The following is a 15,650-nucleotide window of genomic DNA, read 5'->3' as shown; positions in this document are numbered from 1 at the left end:
GTCGGCCGGAGGTCTTCCGGCGCAGTAAAATCGAAAGCCGCACACTGTTGCGGCTTTTTTCATGGGCGGCCAAGGCGCCGCCGCAACAACGCAAACCAGGATCAAGATGGCCGATTTCGACGACAAGATTTGCACCCGCGCCCAGTTGCAGGAGCGCATCGCCCAACTGCCCAAGCCGGTGGTGCTGACCAACGGCGTGTTCGATATCCTGCACCGCGGCCACGTGAGCTACCTGGCGCAGGCCCGCGCCCAGGGCGCGTCGCTGGTGGTGGCGGCCAATACCGACGCCTCGGTCAAGCGCCTGGGCAAGGGCGACGATCGTCCCATCAACAATTGCGAGGATCGCATGGCGGTGCTGGCGGCGCTGGAATCGGTGTCGCTGGTGGTGCCGTTCGACGAAGACACCGCCTTGGAAGTGGTGCAGGAAGCCCGGCCGGAGATTTACGTCAAGGGCGGCGACTACGATATGAACGCCATTCCCGAGGGGCGCGCGGTGGCGGCCTACGGCGGCCAGGTGCTGGCGATTGCCTTCGAGCACGACCGCTCCACCACCAAGCTGCTGGCCAAGGTGCGCAAGCTGGCCGGCTGAGGGCCGCGATCGGCGCGCACCAGCGACAAGGCCGGCAGGAGCATCGCGCTCGCTGCCGGCCTTGTCGTTTCCATGCCGCGATCCCGATGGATCAGTGGTGCGCGTGGCCCTTCATGTCATCCTTGCCGGCGGCGATGTCTTCCACATTGACCGTCACGTCGACCTTGCCGGCCTTTTCGAAGGTCAGCGTCAGCGGCACCTTGTCGCCCGCCTTGAGCGGCTTGGACAGGCCCATCAGCATGACGTGATAGCCGTTGCCCGGCTGCATGGCGATCTTCTGGCCGGGCTTGACCTCCAGCCCGCCGTCCACTTCACGCATCTTCATCAGGTTGCCTTCCATCGCCATGGTATGGATTTCGGTCGACTTGGCCACGGGCGAGGACAGCGCCACCAGGCGGTCCGGCGCCGACCCCTTGTTCTCGATGCTGAAATAGGCGCCGCCGGCCGGCTGGCCCGGCACGGTGGAGCGGGCGTACGGATGGCCGATTTCCAGCTGGCCCAGCTTGTATTCATGCGCCTGCGACAGCGGTGCGGCGGCGAGCAGGGCGGCGGCCGCGGCGATGCCGGCGGCGCGTTGGAAGAATTGCTTCATATGGTTTAGTCCTTTTCTGTGATCTGGCGGCCAGCCGGGACCGGCTGTCGCGATGGCGGTGTCGGCGCGATGCGCATCAGGCCGCCGGCGGCGCGCGCGCCCGCGCAGCGCCGGGGGCCAGGCTGGCAGAGCGTTCGGCCAGGCCGGCGGGCGCCAGCGGATAGCTGGCGCCGGAAGCGATGGCGGCGGCGGGGCCGGACTCCGGCAGGGACTGCGGTAATTGGCTGCCGCAGCACAGCTGGCAATGGCCGGCCGCCAGGTGCGCGGGTGCGCCGCCGCTGCCCGCGCTGCACAGGGCCATTGCGGGGATGTCCTGGGCGCCGCGCGCGAAGGCGGGTTGCCACCAGGGAGCGGCTGCCATGGCCAGCGCCAGCGACAGGCAAAGCAGCGCACGCGGCAGGAAGCGGCGGGGGCTGGCTGAATGCGGGGCGGATGGGCGGGGTGGCATGGCCGGCCATTATAGCAATCGGCCGCTGCGACGTTCGTCCCGGGCGACGGGCGCGGCGGCCGCGAATGCGAGTCTTGCCGTCATCGATACGCGGCGTATCGGACGCGGCCGCGATGGTCTGCGAGGCGGCCCCGGCCTGCGGCCGGCGGGTCCGGCGGCGGCTGTCGGGGCGCAGGCGCAATCATGGCGCTGCGCAAATTGATTGTTGAGAAGCGCTACGCTAGACTTACCCTCTTTTCGAGCGTTCCATATAATTTTTCCAAGGGAGACTTCATGTCCTACAGCACAAAACTGACGCTGCGCGCCCTGGTCGGCGCCCTGTCCCTGGCCGCCGTCTGCGCGGCCCCCGCCATGGCGGCGGACAAGGCGGTGTCGGTCACCGCCATCGTCGAACACCCGGCGCTGGACGCCATCCGCGACGGCGTCAAGGACGAGTTGAAGGAAGAAGGCTTCGAAGCCGGCAAGAACCTGAAGTGGGATTACCAGAGCGCCCAGGGCAACACCGGCACGGCCGCGCAGATCGCCCGCAAGTTCGTCGGCGACAAGCCGGACGCGGTGGTGGCCATCGCCACGCCGTCGGCCCAGGCCCTGGTGGCCGCCACCAAGTCGATCCCGGTGGTCTACTCGGGCGTGACCGATCCGGTCGCGGCGCAGCTGGTGAAGGACTGGAAGGCGTCCGGCACCAATGTCACCGGCGTGTCCGACGTGCTGGAACTGGACAAGCAGATCGACCTGATCAAGCGCGTGGTGCCCAACGCCAAGCGCGTGGGCATGGTCTACAACCCGGGCGAGGCCAATTCGGCCGTGGTCGTGAAGGCCCTGAAGGAACTGCTGGGCAAGTCCGGCATGACCCTGGTGGAAGCCGCCGCGCCGCGTTCGGTTGACGTCGGCACCGCCGCCAAGAGCCTGATCGGCAAGGTCGACGTGATCTATACCAACACCGACAACAACGTGGTCTCGGCCTACGAATCGCTGGTCAAGGTCGGCAACGATGCCAAGATTCCCCTGGTCGCCTCCGACACCGACAGCGTCAAGCGCGGCGCCATCGCCGCCCTGGGCGTGAACTACTACGACCTGGGCCGGCAGACCGGCAAGGTCGTGGCGCGCATCCTGAAGGGCGAAAAGCCGGGCGACATCGCCTCGGCCACCAGCAGCAAGCTGGAATTGTTCGTCAATACCGCCGCCGCGCAGAAGCAGGGCGTGACCCTGTCGCCGGAACTGGTGAATTCGGCCAAGACCGTGATCAAGCAATAAGTTAAAGTAACGCCTGCCGATCCCGCTTGCGATGTTGCTGCGAGCGGGATCGTCTTATCCGGCGCCCGCAATGCAGCCGTATCGTTTCATCGTCGTATATCAATAACGGCCCATGCAGCGAACGCTGCCCAGGCGCCGACCGCCATCAATGAGGAGTGGACCCGTGTTGACAATTTCCAAATCGTTGCGTGCCATCGCCGGCGCGCTGGCCCTGGGCGCCGTGTGCGCCTCCGCGCTGGCTGCCGAGAAGGTGGTCGCCGTGACTTCGTTCGTCGAGCACCCGGCGCTGGACGCCGTGCGCGACGGCACCAAGGACGAACTGATCGCCGAAGGCTTCGAGCCGGGCAAGAATCTCAAGTGGGATTTCCAGAGCGCGCAGGGCAATGCCGGCATCGCCGGCCAGATCGCCAAGAAGTTCGTGGGCGACAATCCCGACGTGATCGTGGCCATCGCCACGCCGTCGGCGCAGCCCATCGTGGCCGCCACCAAGACCATCCCTGTGGTGTATTCCGGCATCGCCGACCCGATGGCGGCGCAGCTGGTCAAGGACTGGAAGCCGTCCGGCACCAACGTTACCGGCATGTCGCACATGCTCGATCCGGTCAAGCAGCTGGAGGTGATCAAGCGCGTGGTGCCCAACGCCAAGCGGGTCGGGATCGTTTACAATCCGGGCGAAGCCAATTCCGTCTCCGCGCTCAACAACATCAAGGCCGAGCTGCAGAAGGCCGGCATGACGCTGGTGGAGGCCGCCGCGCCGCGTTCGGTCGATGTCGCCCCGGCCGCCAAGAGCCTGATCGGCAAGATCGACGTGATGTACACCACGACCGACAACAACGTGGTCTCGGTGTTCGAGTCGCTGGCCAAGGTCTGCAATGACGCCAAGATCCCGCTGATCGCTTCCGACACCGGCAGCGTCAAGCGCGGCGCCGTGGCTGCGCTGGGCGTGAACTTCTACGACCTGGGCCGCCAGACCGGCAAGATGGTGGTGCGCATCCTGAAGGGCGAGAAGGCGGGCGATATCCCATCCTCGCCCAGCAAGAACCTCGAGCTCTACGTCAATACCTCGGCCGCGCAGAAGCAGGGCGTGACCTTGTCGCCGGACTTCCTGAAGTCGGCGACCAAGGTCCTGAACTGATCTGCCGTCCGTCGCAAGGCGCCGCGCCATCCCTGCGGCGCCTTGCACAACGCAGAAGACATTCGGCATTTGCGTATCGCGCCAATGCCGAATGTGTTTTTTAAGAAAGTCCTTTTATGTCGCTGTATACCCTGCTGGGCGCACTGGAGATCGGCCTGATTTTCAGCCTGGTCGCGCTCGGAGTGCTGATTTCCTTCCGCATTCTCACTTTCCCCGACCTGACCGTCGACGGCAGCTTCCCGCTGGGCGGCGCGGTCGCCGCGACCATGATCGCGGCCGGCTATAACCCCTTCCTGTCCACCTTCATCGCCATCCTCGCCGGCGCCCTCGCGGGCTTCACCACCGCCTGGCTGAACGTGCGCCTGAAGATCATGGACCTGCTGGCCAGCATCCTGATGATGATCGCGCTCTATTCGATCAACCTGCGCGTGATGGGCAAGCCCAACGTGCCGCTGATCTCCGAGCCGACCATCTTCACCATCCTGCAGCCGGACTGGATTCCCGACTACGTCGGCCGCCCGCTGATCCTGGTGGTGGTGGTGGTCGCCGCCAAGCTGCTGCTGGACTGGTTCTTCTCCTCCGAGATCGGCCTGGCCATGCGCGCCACCGGCGCCAACGCCCGCATGGCGCGCGCCCAGGGCATCGCCACCGGCACGGCGACGCTGGCCGGCATGGCCCTGGCCAACGCGCTGGTGGCGCTGGCCGGCGCGCTGTTCGCCCAGACCCAGGGCGGCGCCGACATTTCCATGGGCATCGGCACCATCGTCATCGGCCTGGCCGCGGTGATCATCGGCGAGAACATCCTGCCGGCGCGCCGCCTGGTGTGGACCACGCTGGCCGTGATCCTGGGCGCCATCCTGTATCGCTTCTTCATCGCGCTGGCCTTGAACAGCGACTTCATCGGCCTGCAGGCGCAAGACCTGAACCTGGTGACCGCGGTGCTGGTGATGCTGGCGCTGGTGCTGCCCATGGGCAAGCGCAAGCTGAAACTCAAACTGATGAAGAAGGGAGCCTGAGATGTTGAACGCCAGCGATCTCAAGATCACCTTCAATCCCGGCACGCCGATTGAAAACCCGGCGCTGCGCGGGCTCTCGCTGCACATCCCGACCGGCCAGTTCGTGGCCGTGATCGGCTCCAACGGCGCCGGCAAGTCGACCTTCCTGAACGCCATCTCGGGCGACCTGCTGGTGGATTCCGGCAAGATCGAAATCGACGGCGCCGACGTTACTAGGACCCAGGCCTGGGACCGCGCCGGCATGGTCGCGCGCGTGTTCCAGGACCCGATGGCCGGCACCTGCGAGGCGCTGACCATCGAAGAGAACATGGCGCTGGCGATGGCGCGCGGCCGCCGCCGCGGCTTCAGCTTCGCCATTCGCGGCAAGATGCGCGAGCTGTTCCGCGAGAAGCTGTCCATCCTCAACCTGGGCCTGGAGAATCGCCTGACCGATCGCATCGGCCTGCTCTCGGGCGGCCAGCGCCAGGCGGTCAGCCTGCTGATGGCGTCGCTGCAGCCTTCGCGCATCCTGCTGCTGGACGAGCACACCGCCGCGCTGGACCCCAAGACCGCTGCCTTCGTGCTTGAGCTGACTGCCAAGATCGTGGCCGAAAGCAAGCTGACCACCATGATGGTCACGCACAGCATGCGCCAGGCGCTGGACTACGGCGACCGCACCGTGATGCTGCACCAGGGCAAGGTCGTGCTCGACGTATCGGGCCCGGAACGCGCCGGGCTGGACGTGCCCGACCTGCTCAAGATGTTCGAGCAGACGCGCGGCGAGAAGCTGTCGGACGATGCCTTGCTGCTCGGCTGATCGATTCTTTGCAATGAAAAAACGGCTCCTGCGGGAGCCGTTTCTTCATGGTGCTTTCCAAATCAATCTCGGGCAGGTCGTCCCTGCTTTCGCCGCGAGCGATAGGGGCAGATTTCAGGTGGCCGGTGTTCAGCTGCCGCCGTCATAGCCATTCTGCCGCCACGCCTCATACACCACCACCGCCACCGTATTGGAAAGATTCAGGCTGCGGTTGTCGGGCCGCATCGGCAGGCGGATGCGCTGCGCCGCGGGGAAGGATTCGCGCAGCGCCGGCGCCAGCCCGCGCGTCTCGGAGCCGAACACGAAGGTGTCGCCGGGACGGAAGTCCAGGCCGGCGAAGGGCGTCGAGCCGTGCGTGGTCATGGCGAACATGCGCTGCGGGTCGAATTGCGGATCCTCGCGCCGGCGTGCCAGGAAGGCCTCCCAGTCCGGATGCACCAGCATGGTGGCGTAGTCGTGGTAGTCGAGCCCGGCGCGGCGCATCTTGGCGTCGTCCAGCGGGAAGCCGAGCGGCTCGACCAGGTGCAGCTGGGCGCCGGTGTTGGCGCACAGGCGGATGACGTTGCCGGTGTTGGGCGGAATCTCTGGTTCGACCAGTACGACGTGGAACAAAAAAATCTCCTGCGACAAATGAAGCGCCGGTTCAGCCCGGCAAGGTGCGCGCGAAGACCAGGTTGGTCACGCGCTTGGCGCCGTAGCGCTTGAGGGTGATGGCCAGTTCGTTCAAGGTGGCGCCGGTGGTCATCACATCGTCGACGATGCCGACGTGGCGGCCGCGCACCTGGTCCATGGCGTCATAAGGGATGACGAAGGCGCGGGCGATGTTGCGCGCGCGCGCCGGCAGCGGCAGCGTGGATTGCGCCAGGGTTTCCTTGGTGCGTTCCAGCAGCGTCGGGTGCAGCGGGATGTCCAGCAGCCTGGACAGCGGCCGGGCGATCTCCAGCGCCTGGTTGAAGCCGCGCTCCTGCAGGCGCAGGCGCGCCAGGGGCACCGGCGCCAGCATGGTGGGCAGGGCCAGCTTGACGTCGCTGCCCGGCACCGGCGTGCGCAAGGCGGCGTCGCGGATCAGCCTGGCCAGCAGCGGCGCCACGCGCAGGTCGCCGCCGAACTTCAGCGCCAGCGCCAGCTGGTCGGAGGGCGCGAAATAATCGGTGGCGACGATGGTGGCGTCGAAGGCCGGGCGATCTTTGAGGCAGGCGCCGCAACGCAGTTCCTTGCCGCTCACCGGCATGGGCAGGGCGCATTGCACGCAGCGGCGATGCTGGCGCGTGAAGAAGCGCTTGTGGCAAGGCTGGCACAGCGTCTCGCGGCCGGCGTGGCCGCACAGCGCGCAGGACGTCGGCAGCAGTTGCGGCATGCGCGCCAGCAGGCGGCGCATCCAGGCGTCCTTCTTCGGCTTGGCCGCGGGCGCGCGCTTGTAGCCGGCCTTGGCGGCGGCTTGCGGGTTCGCGGATTGTTGCGGTTTGACGTCCATCGGCGGTGCGCCCGGGAAATAAGGATTTCGACTAAACTACGCGCATTATCTCACCTGTTCGACCGTCCGATGTCCGTCAGTTCACCCTCCGCCAGCGCCAAGCTCAGCGCGCCCATCGATCTCCCGCTGGTACGCCGCCGCTTCGGCCGGCCGCAGCGCGTGGCCGAGTCCGATTTCCTGCGCCGCGAGGTGTCGGCGCGCATGCAGGAGCGGTTGGCGCTGGTGAAGATCGCGCCCGCTGAAGTGCTGGACGCCGGCTGCGGCGAGGGCGCCGACCTGCCGGTGTTGCAAAAGCGTTATCCGGAAGCGCAGGTGCTCGGCCTGGACGGCGCCTACGGCATGCTGGCCGTGGCCGCCGAGCACCAGCGCGGCGCGCAGTCGGCGGTCAACCGCCTGTTCGGCTCCATCAACAAGTGGCTGGGCGCCGCCGGCGGCAACGGCCCGGAGCTGGCCTGCGCCGACTTCGCCCGGCTGCCGCTGGCGGCCAATTCGCTGGACCTAGTCTGGTCCAACCTCGCCTTGCACTGGCATCCCCAGCCCGACCGCGTGTTCGCCGAATGGCGCCGCGTGCTGCGGGTGGAGGGGCTGCTGATGTTTTCCTGCTTCGGTCCCGACACCCTGCGCGAAGTGCGCAGCGCCTTCGAAAGCATCGACCTGGCGCCGCACACCTTGCCCTTCGTCGACATGCACGACTTCGGTGACATGCTGGTCAACGCCGGCTTCTCGACGCCGGTGATGGACATGGAAACCATCACCGTGACCTACGAGACCCCGCAGCGGCTGCTGGAGGATGTGCGCGCCTGGGGCGGCAATCCGCTGGAGTCGCGCCGCCGCGGCCTGCTGTCGCGCGCGCAGCATGCGCGGCTGGAGGCGGCCCTGGAGGGAATGCGCAATCGCGACGGCAAGATCCCGCTGACCTTTGAAGTGGTGTACGGCCATGCCTTCCGGCCGGTGCCCAGGACCACCTCGTCCGGCGAAAGCATCGTGCGTTTCGATTTGCCCAGAAAGTGAGCGGGCCGCCGCCCTTAGTGCCGTTGGCATATAAGGCTTAGTCGCCCAAGCCCATCTGGGGCAAGCAATAGTTGTTGTATCGTTACGCCCTGCTAAACTGCGCGCGCCCGCTGAATCAGACCCATGGCCGGTGAGCGGCGGCAAGCGCGCGACGTGAAACAGGATGGGAGCAACGCTGTGGCAGGGCGGGCGGCGCGCGCTTGATCCGCGGCGACGTTACCCCTTATACTCAAATGGTTAAGAATAAATAAAGAGCCGCTATGCGGACGGCGCCTGCGCCAGGCGCGTCGACGGAGGGCAATCCCGGCCCCGCGACGCCAGCGCACCGAGAAGCGCCGCCGCTGGCAGCAGAGAGACACGCTCGACCGACAATCATGCTGGCGAGGTGCTATGGAGACGCGGGAATGGATATTGAAGCGCAATTGTTCGATTGCGCCGCGCCAGCTGGCGTGGGTCTTTGCAATCCTCTGTACCGTATCGCTGACGGTAGCGTTGGCATTCACCGTCCATGGCGCATGGACCATCCTGGTTTTTTCTGTCATTGAGCTTTCGGCGGTCGGCATCGCCTTCCTGGTGTACGCCCGCCATGCAACTGATCGCGAGTACCTCGTATTGCAGGACGACTGCCTGGTCGTCGAACTGACGCAGGCGGGCAAGGCAAGCCGTATCGAACTGGACCTGCGCCGTGCGCGCATCGATTTTTCCGCGGGCCGCCGCTCCCTGGTGGCGCTGGAAAGCTCCGGTTTGCGCGTGGAAGTAGGCCGTTTTATGAGCGAATGGAAACGATGCGAGTTCGCGCGCGAGCTGGAGCGCGAACTGTCCCAAAGGACGGCAGTGTTGGCGAAATTCTAATTCTTATAAATTTTGGGCTTTTGAGGAAATCCATGAAACATGCGAAGCGCCTTCAATCGTTGACCCTCGGTGCATCGCTGCTGGCGGCCGGAATCCCGGCCTGGGCAGTGGTGGACAGTCCAGGGGGACCCGCAGTAAGGCAGATGAACTTCCAGCCGCCCGTCACCAAGATCGCCGAACAAATCTACGACCTGCACATCCTGATGCTGATCATCTGCCTGGTGATCTTCGTGGCGGTGTTCGGCGTCATGTTCTATTCCATCCTCAAGCACCGCAAGTCGCTCGGCCACAAGGCCTCGACCTTCCATGAGAGCACCGGCGTGGAAATCGCCTGGACCGTGGTGCCGTTCCTGATCGTCATCGGCATGGCGCTGCCGGCCACCAAGACGGTGGTGGCGATGAAGGACACCTCCAACGCCGACCTCACCATCAAGGTCACCGGCATGCAGTGGAAATGGGGCTACGACTACCTCAAGGGCGACGGCCAGGGGATCGCCTTCCTCTCGAACCTGGCCACGCCGCGCGAGCAGGTGACCGATCCCACGCTCAAGAAGAACGACAACTACCTGCTGGAGGTCGACAACCCGCTGGTGGTGCCGGTCAACAAGAAGGTGCGCATCGTCACCACCGCCAACGACGTGATCCACTCCTGGACCATTCCGGCCTTCGGCGTGAAGCAGGATGCGATTCCCGGCTTCGTGCGCGACACCTGGTTCCGCGCCGAGAAGATCGGCACCTACCGCGGCCAGTGCGTCGAGCTGTGCGGCAAGGATCACGCCTTCATGCCCATCGTGGTGAACGTTGTCAGCGAGGCCGACTACAAGAAGTGGGTCGACGAGAAGAAGAAGGAAATGGCGGCCAAGGCCGACGATCCCAACAAGACCTGGACCATCGACGAGTTGAAGCAGCGCGGCGAGAAGGTCTATGTCGCCAACTGCGCGGTGTGCCACCAGGCCAACGGCAAGGGCGTGCCCGGCGCCTTCCCCGCGCTGGACGGCGACCCGGTGGTCAACGGCCCCAAGGCCGAGCAGATCCATGTGGTCCTGAACGGCAAGAACGCCATGCCGGCCTGGAAGAGCGTGCTCAACGACACCGAGATCGCCGCCGTGATCACCTACACGCGCAACAGCTGGTCCAACAAGGCGCAGGAAAACATCGTACAGCCCGCAGAAGTGCTGGCCGGCCGCAAGTAATCGATTGGAGACAGGAATATGACCACCACCGTTGATCACGCCCCTGATCACCACGCGCACGGCCACGACCATGATCACTCGCACGACCATCCGCACGGCTGGCGCCGCTGGCTGTTTGCCACCAACCACAAGGACATCGGCACGCTCTACCTGTGGTTCTCGTTCACCATGCTGCTGTCCGGCGGCGTGCTGGCGCTGCTGATCCGCGCCGAGCTGTTCCATCCGGGCCTGCAGTTCTTCCGCCCCGAGTTCTTCAACCAGCTGACCACCATGCATGGCCTGGTGATGGTGTTCGGCGCGATCATGCCGGCCTTCGTCGGCTTCGCCAACTGGATGATCCCGCTGCAGATCGGCGCATCCGACATGGCGTTCGCGCGCATGAACAACTTCTCCTTCTGGCTGCTGCCGCCGGCCGCGCTGCTGCTGGCCGGCTCCTTCCTGGCGCCGGGCGGCGCCACCGCCGCGGGCTGGACGCTGTACGCGCCGCTGTCGACCCAGATGGGCCCCGGCATGGACATGGGCATCTTCGCCATGCACATCATGGGCGCCTCGTCGATCATGGGCTCGATCAACATCATCGTCACCATCCTCAACATGCGCGCGCCCGGCATGACGCTGATGAAGATGCCGATGTTCTGCTGGACCTGGCTGATCACCGCCTACCTGCTGATCGCGGTGATGCCGGTGCTGGCCGGCGCCATCACCATGACCCTGACCGACCGTCACTTCGGCACCTCCTTCTTCAACGCCGCCGGCGGCGGCGATCCGGTGATGTACCAGCACATCTTCTGGTTCTTCGGTCACCCCGAGGTCTACATCATGATCCTGCCGGCCTTCGGCATCGTCTCGCAGATCATCCCGGCCTTCGCCCGCAAGCCGCTGTTCGGCTATGCCTCGATGGTGTACGCGACCGCGTCGATCGCGATCCTCTCCTTCATCGTCTGGGCCCACCACATGTTCACCACCGGCATGCCGGTGACCGCCCAGTTGTTCTTCATGTACGCCACGATGCTGATCGCCGTGCCCACCGGCGTGAAGATCTTCAACTGGATCGCCACCATGTGGCGCGGTTCGATGACCTTCGAGACGCCGATGCTGTTCTCGGTGGGCTTCATCTTCGTGTTCACCATGGGCGGCTTCACGGGCCTGATCCTGGCGGTCACGCCGATCGACATCCAGATGCAGGACACCTACTACGTCGTGGCCCACTTCCACTACGTGCTGGTGGCCGGCTCCCTGTTCGCCCTGTTCGCCGGCTACTACTACTGGGGCCCGAAGTGGACCGGCTACATGTACAACGAATGGCGCGGCAAGTTCCACTTCTGGGCTTCGCTGATCACCTTCAACGTCACCTTCTTCCCGATGCACTTCCTGGGCCTGGCCGGCATGCCGCGCCGTTATGCGGATTACCCGGCGCAGTTCACCGACTTCAACATGGTCGCCTCCATCGGCGCCTTCGGTTTCGGCCTGTCGCAGGTGTACTTCCTGTTCTGGGTGGTGATCCCTTCGATCAAGGGTGGCAAGCAGGCTGAGGCCAAGCCCTGGGAAGGCGCGGAAGGCCTGGAATGGACCGTGCCCAGCCCGGCGCCTTTCCATACCTTCGAAGAACCGCCGGTGGTCAAGTAAGCCCCGGTCCAGCGATGAATGCGACGGATGGCGGCCAGGCCGACGCCCGTCGATTGAAACGGATTCTCCATGGCGCAACGCAAGACACCTAACAATCTCCGGACCGGCCTGCTGCTGGGGCTGGTGGCGCTGGCCTTCTTTGTCGGCATTTTCATCAACCGCATCTGGTTCGCCAAATGAGCACCGAGGACAGCGGGGAAACCGAAGGCCGCGGCCTCAACCGCGTGATGCTGCGCAAGCTGCTGGTGGTGGCGGTGCTGATGTTCGGCTTCGGCTACGCGTTGATTCCGATGTATCGCAAGATCTGCGAAGTCACCGGCGTCAACTTCCTCACGCCCAAGGATGCGACGGTGGAAGCGCCGGCCAACACCCAGGTCGACAAGACGCGCACGGTCACCATCGAGTTCGACGGCAATGCGCAGGGACCCTGGCGCTTCCGCCCGACGGTGGCCAGCATGAAGGTGCATCCCGGCGAGATGACCCAGGTCACTTATGAGGTGGTGAACACCCAGGCGCGCAACGTCGACGCCCAGGCCATCCCCAGCTACGCGCCGCAGCAGTCGGCGGCCTTCTTCAAGAAGGTCGAATGCTTCTGCTTCACGCAGCAGACCCTGGGGCCGAACCAGGCCAAGCAGATGCCGGTGGTGTTCTACATCGATCCCAACCTGCCCAAGGAGGTGACGACCATCACGCTGTCGTACACCTTCTTCGAGATCGGCGGCAAGGACAAGAAGGAAGGCTGAGCGCGCTGCGCGAAGGAGCGGTTTTGACCGAGGATCTGAAGCAGGCGTCGCAACGCAAGGCCTCGTTCGGCGCGACGATGAAGGCGGTGTTCTGGTCCTTCTTCGGCGTGCGCAAGCGGCGCGACTACGAGTCGGACGCGGCGCGGCTCAACCCGGTGCACGTGATCATCGCCGGCGTGCTGGGCGCGGCGATCTTCGTGGCGGTGCTGGTGATCATCGTGCGGCTGGTGGTCGCCAGCGCGGCCGGTGGTTGACAGGCAATGGAAGAATCGTAAGAACAGCAGGGCAAGAATAAAACTGGCCAACACTGAATTTCGTATCGGGAGATGGAAATGAGTTCTCAACACGCCAAGGCGCCGTACTACTTCGTTCCGGGACCGTCGCGCTGGCCGATGATGGCGGGCATATCGATGCTCATCACCATGATCGGCGCATCGGCCTGGGTCAACGGCGCATCGTGGGCGCCCTATGTCAACATCGTCGGCATCCTGATGGTGCTGGTGGTGCTGTACTACTGGTTCGGCGACGCCATCAAGGAATCGGAATCCGGTCTCTACGGCGAGAACATCGACCGCTCCTACCGCTGGAGCATGAGTTGGTTCATCTTCTCCGAGGTGATGTTCTTCGCCGCCTTCTTCGGCGCGCTGTTCTATGCGCGCAGCATCACCATGCCGTGGCTAGCCGATCTTGATCACAAGGTGATCTGGCCCGACTTCGCCGCGCACTGGGGCAACGTCGGTCCGGCCAACACGGTGGAGAGCTTCAATACCATGGGGCCGTTCCCGATCCCGACCATCAACACGCTGCTGCTGCTGACCTCGGGCGTGACGCTGACCTTCTCGCACCACGCGCTGCGCGCCGGCCATCGCACCTCGACTGCGGTGTGGCTATTCCTGACCATCCTGCTGGGCGCGATCTTCATGGGCTTCCAGGCCTATGAGTACATCCATGCCTACACCGAGCTGAACCTGAAGCTGACCTCGGGCATCTACGGTTCCACCTTCTTCATGCTGACCGGCTTCCACGGCTTCCACGTGACCATGGGCGCCATCATGCTGTCGGTAGTGCTGTATCGCTTGCTGCGCGGCCATTTCACGCCGACCCACCATTTCGCCTTCGAAGGCGCCGCCTGGTACTGGCACTTCGTGGACGTTGTGTGGCTGGGCCTGTACGTGGTGGTGTACTGGCTCTGAGCCGCGCCCGGCTCCGCATCGAAAAAGCCGCATCCCCGTGCGGCTTTTTCATGTGGGGGAAGGGCGGTGCGCCGGTTCAGCGGATGCCAGTCGGCTGTATCCAGCCCAGCTTGTAACTCAGCAGGATGAACAGGAACAGCGCCACCGAGAAGCCCACGCGCAGCGTCAGCGCCTGTACGGTGCGGTTGCTCTTGCCCTTGTCGCGCATGAGGAAGATCAGCGCCGAGGCGAGGCTGGCAAGGATGAGGATGAAGGCGATGGCGACGACGATTTTCATACGGGTAGAATCCCTGTGTCTCCTGCCGCGCCGATGCCTTGTTTTTGCCCGGACGGCTGTTGAAGGTATTGTTTATCCATTGTAATGCGCCAAGGCCTGAATGCCGATCCGATTTCGAATACGCTGGATTCCCCTCTGCGCCACCATCGTGGTCGCCGCCGCCGGCATCGCGCTGGGGCAGTGGCAGACCCGCCGCGCCGACGAAAAGCTGGGCATCCGGCAGCGCATGGAGACGCGCGCCAGGCAGGCGCCGCTGCAGGCGCTGCCGGCCGGCGGCGATCATGAGTTCCGGCATGTCCTGCTGGAGGGCGAGTTCGTGCCGCAGTGGACGGTCTACCTGGAAAATCGTCCGCACGACGGCGTGCCCGGCTTCCATGTGCTGACCGCGTTTAAAATAGCGGGCGCGCAGCAGGCGGTGATGGTTGCCCGCGGCTGGACGCCGCGCGATGCAAACGACCGCGCCAAGGTGCCGCGGCCGCCGCTGCCGCAGGGGAGCACGCGCATCGACGGCGTGCTGCGTCGCGATGCCGGCCAAGTGCTGCAGCTGGGCCGGGCCGATGCGCCAACGCCGGGCGCGATCCTGCAGAACCTCGATGTTGCCGCGCTGGCCGCGGCCAGCGGCTTGCCGCTGTCGTCTTACGTGGTGGAGCAGCGCACGGCGTCGCCCGGCGTCGACGACGGGCTGGCGCGCGACTGGCCGGCGCCGTCGCTGGGCATAGAGCGCCATCGCGCCTACGCGCTGCAGTGGTATGCGCTGGCGGCGATGGCGATTGTATTTTTCCTTGTCACGGGGTTCAAGCGTGGTCGCAATGACAGACAATCTTAAGGCAGGCGCGAATCCTGCGGACGCGGCAGCCGATCAAAAACGCCGCCGCGTCGGCCGCTGGAAGATGCTGGCGGTGGTGGCGGTATGCGCGGCGCCGATGATCGCGTCGTACTTCACCTACTATGTGATCAAGCCGGAGAGCCGCAACAACTACGGCGCGTTGATCGACCCGCGCCAGTATCCCATCCCCGACCTGGGCAGCAGCGCGCTCGACGGCGCCAAGGCCGGCCTGGGGGACTACCGAGGCAAATGGATCATGCTGCAGGTGGATGGCGCCGACTGCGCCGCGGCCTGCCGCAACAAGCTCTTCACCATGCGCCAGCTGCGGCTGATGCAGGGCAAGGAGATGGAGCGCATCGAGCGCGTCTGGCTGGTGACCGACAAGGCGCCGGTGGAGACCATGCTGATCCGCGAGTACGACGGCACCGATATGTTGCGGGTCGACGCCGGCAAGCTGAAAGCCTGGCTGCCGGTGGAGCAGGGCACGTCGGTGGAGGATCACATCTACCTGATCGATCCGCTGGGCAACCTGATGATGCGCTTTCCCAAGGATCCCGATCCGGGCAAGATGAAGAAGGACATTTCCAAGCTGCTGCGCGCCTCGGCCATCGGCTAGGCGGGCAAC

Annotated in this window: 20 protein-coding genes; 15 read left to right on the top strand and 5 right to left on the bottom strand. The window is 65.1% G+C overall.

What is annotated here, in order from left to right:
- Nucleotides 1–106 precede the first annotated feature (106 nt).
- Nucleotides 107–589, top strand: coding sequence for a D-glycero-beta-D-manno-heptose 1-phosphate adenylyltransferase (gene rfaE2 / locus Herbaro_RS19000; protein WP_275011166.1), 483 nt, complete (start codon nucleotides 107–109; stop codon nucleotides 587–589).
- Nucleotides 590–680: 91 nt separating this feature from the next.
- Here rfaE2 and Herbaro_RS18995 read toward each other — a convergent pair whose 3' ends face one another.
- Both Herbaro_RS18995 and Herbaro_RS18990 read right to left on the bottom strand, forming a co-directional pair.
- Nucleotides 681–1,181 (bottom strand): copper chaperone PCu(A)C, encoded by a 501-nt coding sequence (locus Herbaro_RS18995; RefSeq protein WP_275011165.1) that lies wholly within the window; start codon nucleotides 1,179–1,181, stop codon nucleotides 681–683.
- Nucleotides 1,182–1,257: 76 nt separating this feature from the next.
- The gene (locus tag Herbaro_RS18990) at nucleotides 1,258–1,542 is read right to left on the bottom strand and encodes a hypothetical protein (RefSeq protein ID WP_275011164.1); all 285 of its coding nucleotides are present in this window, start codon (nucleotides 1,540–1,542) and stop codon (nucleotides 1,258–1,260) included.
- A 360-nt stretch (nucleotides 1,543–1,902) separates the two neighbouring features.
- Here Herbaro_RS18990 and Herbaro_RS18985 point away from each other — a divergent pair, with 360 nt between their 5' ends.
- The 4 genes from Herbaro_RS18985 (at nucleotide 1,903) to Herbaro_RS18970 (ending at nucleotide 5,830) form a co-directional block, all read left to right on the top strand.
- Nucleotides 1,903–2,883 (top strand): ABC transporter substrate-binding protein, encoded by a 981-nt coding sequence (locus tag Herbaro_RS18985; RefSeq protein ID WP_275011163.1) that lies wholly within the window; start codon nucleotides 1,903–1,905, stop codon nucleotides 2,881–2,883.
- A gap of 148 nt (nucleotides 2,884–3,031) precedes the next feature.
- Entirely contained in the window at nucleotides 3,032–4,018 is a 987-nt protein-coding gene (locus tag Herbaro_RS18980) for an ABC transporter substrate-binding protein (protein ID WP_275011162.1), read from the top strand.
- Nucleotides 4,019–4,134: 116 nt separating this feature from the next.
- The gene (locus tag Herbaro_RS18975; RefSeq protein ID WP_275011161.1) at nucleotides 4,135–5,034 is read left to right on the top strand and encodes an ABC transporter permease; all 900 of its coding nucleotides are present in this window, start codon (nucleotides 4,135–4,137) and stop codon (nucleotides 5,032–5,034) included.
- A 1-nt stretch (nucleotide 5,035) separates the two neighbouring features.
- Complete coding sequence (locus Herbaro_RS18970) at nucleotides 5,036–5,830, top strand: ABC transporter ATP-binding protein (RefSeq protein WP_275011160.1); 795 nt, start codon at nucleotides 5,036–5,038, stop codon at nucleotides 5,828–5,830.
- A 129-nt stretch (nucleotides 5,831–5,959) separates the two neighbouring features.
- Here Herbaro_RS18970 and Herbaro_RS18965 read toward each other — a convergent pair whose 3' ends face one another.
- Both Herbaro_RS18965 and Herbaro_RS18960 read right to left on the bottom strand, forming a co-directional pair.
- The gene (locus tag Herbaro_RS18965; RefSeq protein ID WP_275011159.1) at nucleotides 5,960–6,442 is read right to left on the bottom strand and encodes a tRNA (cytidine(34)-2'-O)-methyltransferase; all 483 of its coding nucleotides are present in this window, start codon (nucleotides 6,440–6,442) and stop codon (nucleotides 5,960–5,962) included.
- A 31-nt stretch (nucleotides 6,443–6,473) separates the two neighbouring features.
- Nucleotides 6,474–7,304, bottom strand: coding sequence for a ComF family protein (locus Herbaro_RS18960; RefSeq protein WP_275011158.1), 831 nt, complete (start codon nucleotides 7,302–7,304; stop codon nucleotides 6,474–6,476).
- Nucleotides 7,305–7,373: 69 nt separating this feature from the next.
- Between Herbaro_RS18960 and Herbaro_RS18955 the strand changes: the two genes are divergently transcribed.
- The 8 genes from Herbaro_RS18955 (at nucleotide 7,374) to Herbaro_RS18920 (ending at nucleotide 13,922) form a co-directional block, all read left to right on the top strand.
- On the top strand, nucleotides 7,374–8,315 hold the full coding sequence (locus Herbaro_RS18955; RefSeq protein ID WP_275011157.1) for a methyltransferase domain-containing protein: 942 nt from the start codon (nucleotides 7,374–7,376) through the stop codon (nucleotides 8,313–8,315).
- Nucleotides 8,316–8,705: 390 nt separating this feature from the next.
- On the top strand, nucleotides 8,706–9,167 hold the full coding sequence (locus tag Herbaro_RS18950; protein ID WP_275011156.1) for a DUF2244 domain-containing protein: 462 nt from the start codon (nucleotides 8,706–8,708) through the stop codon (nucleotides 9,165–9,167).
- A 32-nt stretch (nucleotides 9,168–9,199) separates the two neighbouring features.
- Entirely contained in the window at nucleotides 9,200–10,360 is a 1,161-nt protein-coding gene (coxB, locus tag Herbaro_RS18945) for a cytochrome c oxidase subunit II (protein ID WP_275011155.1), read from the top strand.
- An 18-nt stretch (nucleotides 10,361–10,378) separates the two neighbouring features.
- Nucleotides 10,379–11,986 carry a cytochrome c oxidase subunit I gene (gene ctaD / locus Herbaro_RS18940; RefSeq protein ID WP_275011154.1) on the top strand — a complete coding sequence of 536 codons (1,608 nt, stop codon included), beginning with the start codon at nucleotides 10,379–10,381 and terminating at the stop codon, nucleotides 11,984–11,986.
- A gap of 69 nt (nucleotides 11,987–12,055) precedes the next feature.
- Nucleotides 12,056–12,166 (top strand): cytochrome oxidase small assembly protein, encoded by a 111-nt coding sequence (locus Herbaro_RS18935; RefSeq protein ID WP_275011153.1) that lies wholly within the window; start codon nucleotides 12,056–12,058, stop codon nucleotides 12,164–12,166.
- Nucleotides 12,163–12,729 carry a cytochrome c oxidase assembly protein gene (locus Herbaro_RS18930; protein WP_275011152.1) on the top strand — a complete coding sequence of 189 codons (567 nt, stop codon included), beginning with the start codon at nucleotides 12,163–12,165 and terminating at the stop codon, nucleotides 12,727–12,729. Before Herbaro_RS18935 ends, Herbaro_RS18930 begins: the two co-directional genes overlap by 4 nt.
- A gap of 23 nt (nucleotides 12,730–12,752) precedes the next feature.
- A complete protein-coding gene (locus Herbaro_RS18925; protein ID WP_275011151.1) occupies nucleotides 12,753–12,983 on the top strand; it encodes a DUF2970 domain-containing protein in 231 nt (76 codons plus the stop codon).
- 78 nt (nucleotides 12,984–13,061) lie between these two features.
- On the top strand, nucleotides 13,062–13,922 hold the full coding sequence (locus Herbaro_RS18920) for a cytochrome c oxidase subunit 3 (protein WP_275011150.1): 861 nt from the start codon (nucleotides 13,062–13,064) through the stop codon (nucleotides 13,920–13,922).
- Nucleotides 13,923–13,998: 76 nt separating this feature from the next.
- On the opposite strand, the gene Herbaro_RS18915 is transcribed toward Herbaro_RS18920, so the two are convergent.
- Nucleotides 13,999–14,199: a twin transmembrane helix small protein gene (locus Herbaro_RS18915; protein WP_013236083.1), complete on the bottom strand. Its 201-nt coding sequence runs from the start codon at nucleotides 14,197–14,199 to the stop codon at nucleotides 13,999–14,001.
- Between the two features lie 148 nt (nucleotides 14,200–14,347).
- On the opposite strand from Herbaro_RS18915, the gene Herbaro_RS18910 reads away from it, so the two are divergent.
- Together Herbaro_RS18910 and Herbaro_RS18905 are read left to right on the top strand one after the other, a co-directional pair.
- Nucleotides 14,348–15,025, top strand: a complete 678-nt coding sequence (locus tag Herbaro_RS18910) for an SURF1 family protein (protein ID WP_342456498.1) — start codon at nucleotides 14,348–14,350, stop codon at nucleotides 15,023–15,025.
- Nucleotides 15,009–15,641, top strand: a complete 633-nt coding sequence (locus tag Herbaro_RS18905; protein ID WP_275011148.1) for an SCO family protein — start codon at nucleotides 15,009–15,011, stop codon at nucleotides 15,639–15,641. The genes Herbaro_RS18910 and Herbaro_RS18905 overlap by 17 nt, the downstream gene beginning before the upstream one ends.
- Nucleotides 15,642–15,650 lie beyond the last annotated feature (9 nt).

This window comes from Herbaspirillum sp. WKF16, from assembly GCF_028993615.1.
In the GTDB taxonomy this organism is placed as follows: domain Bacteria; phylum Pseudomonadota; class Gammaproteobacteria; order Burkholderiales; family Burkholderiaceae_D; genus Herbaspirillum.
The sequence above is the reverse complement of the archived record's forward strand: the minus strand, read 5'-3'. Positions and strand labels throughout refer to the sequence as shown.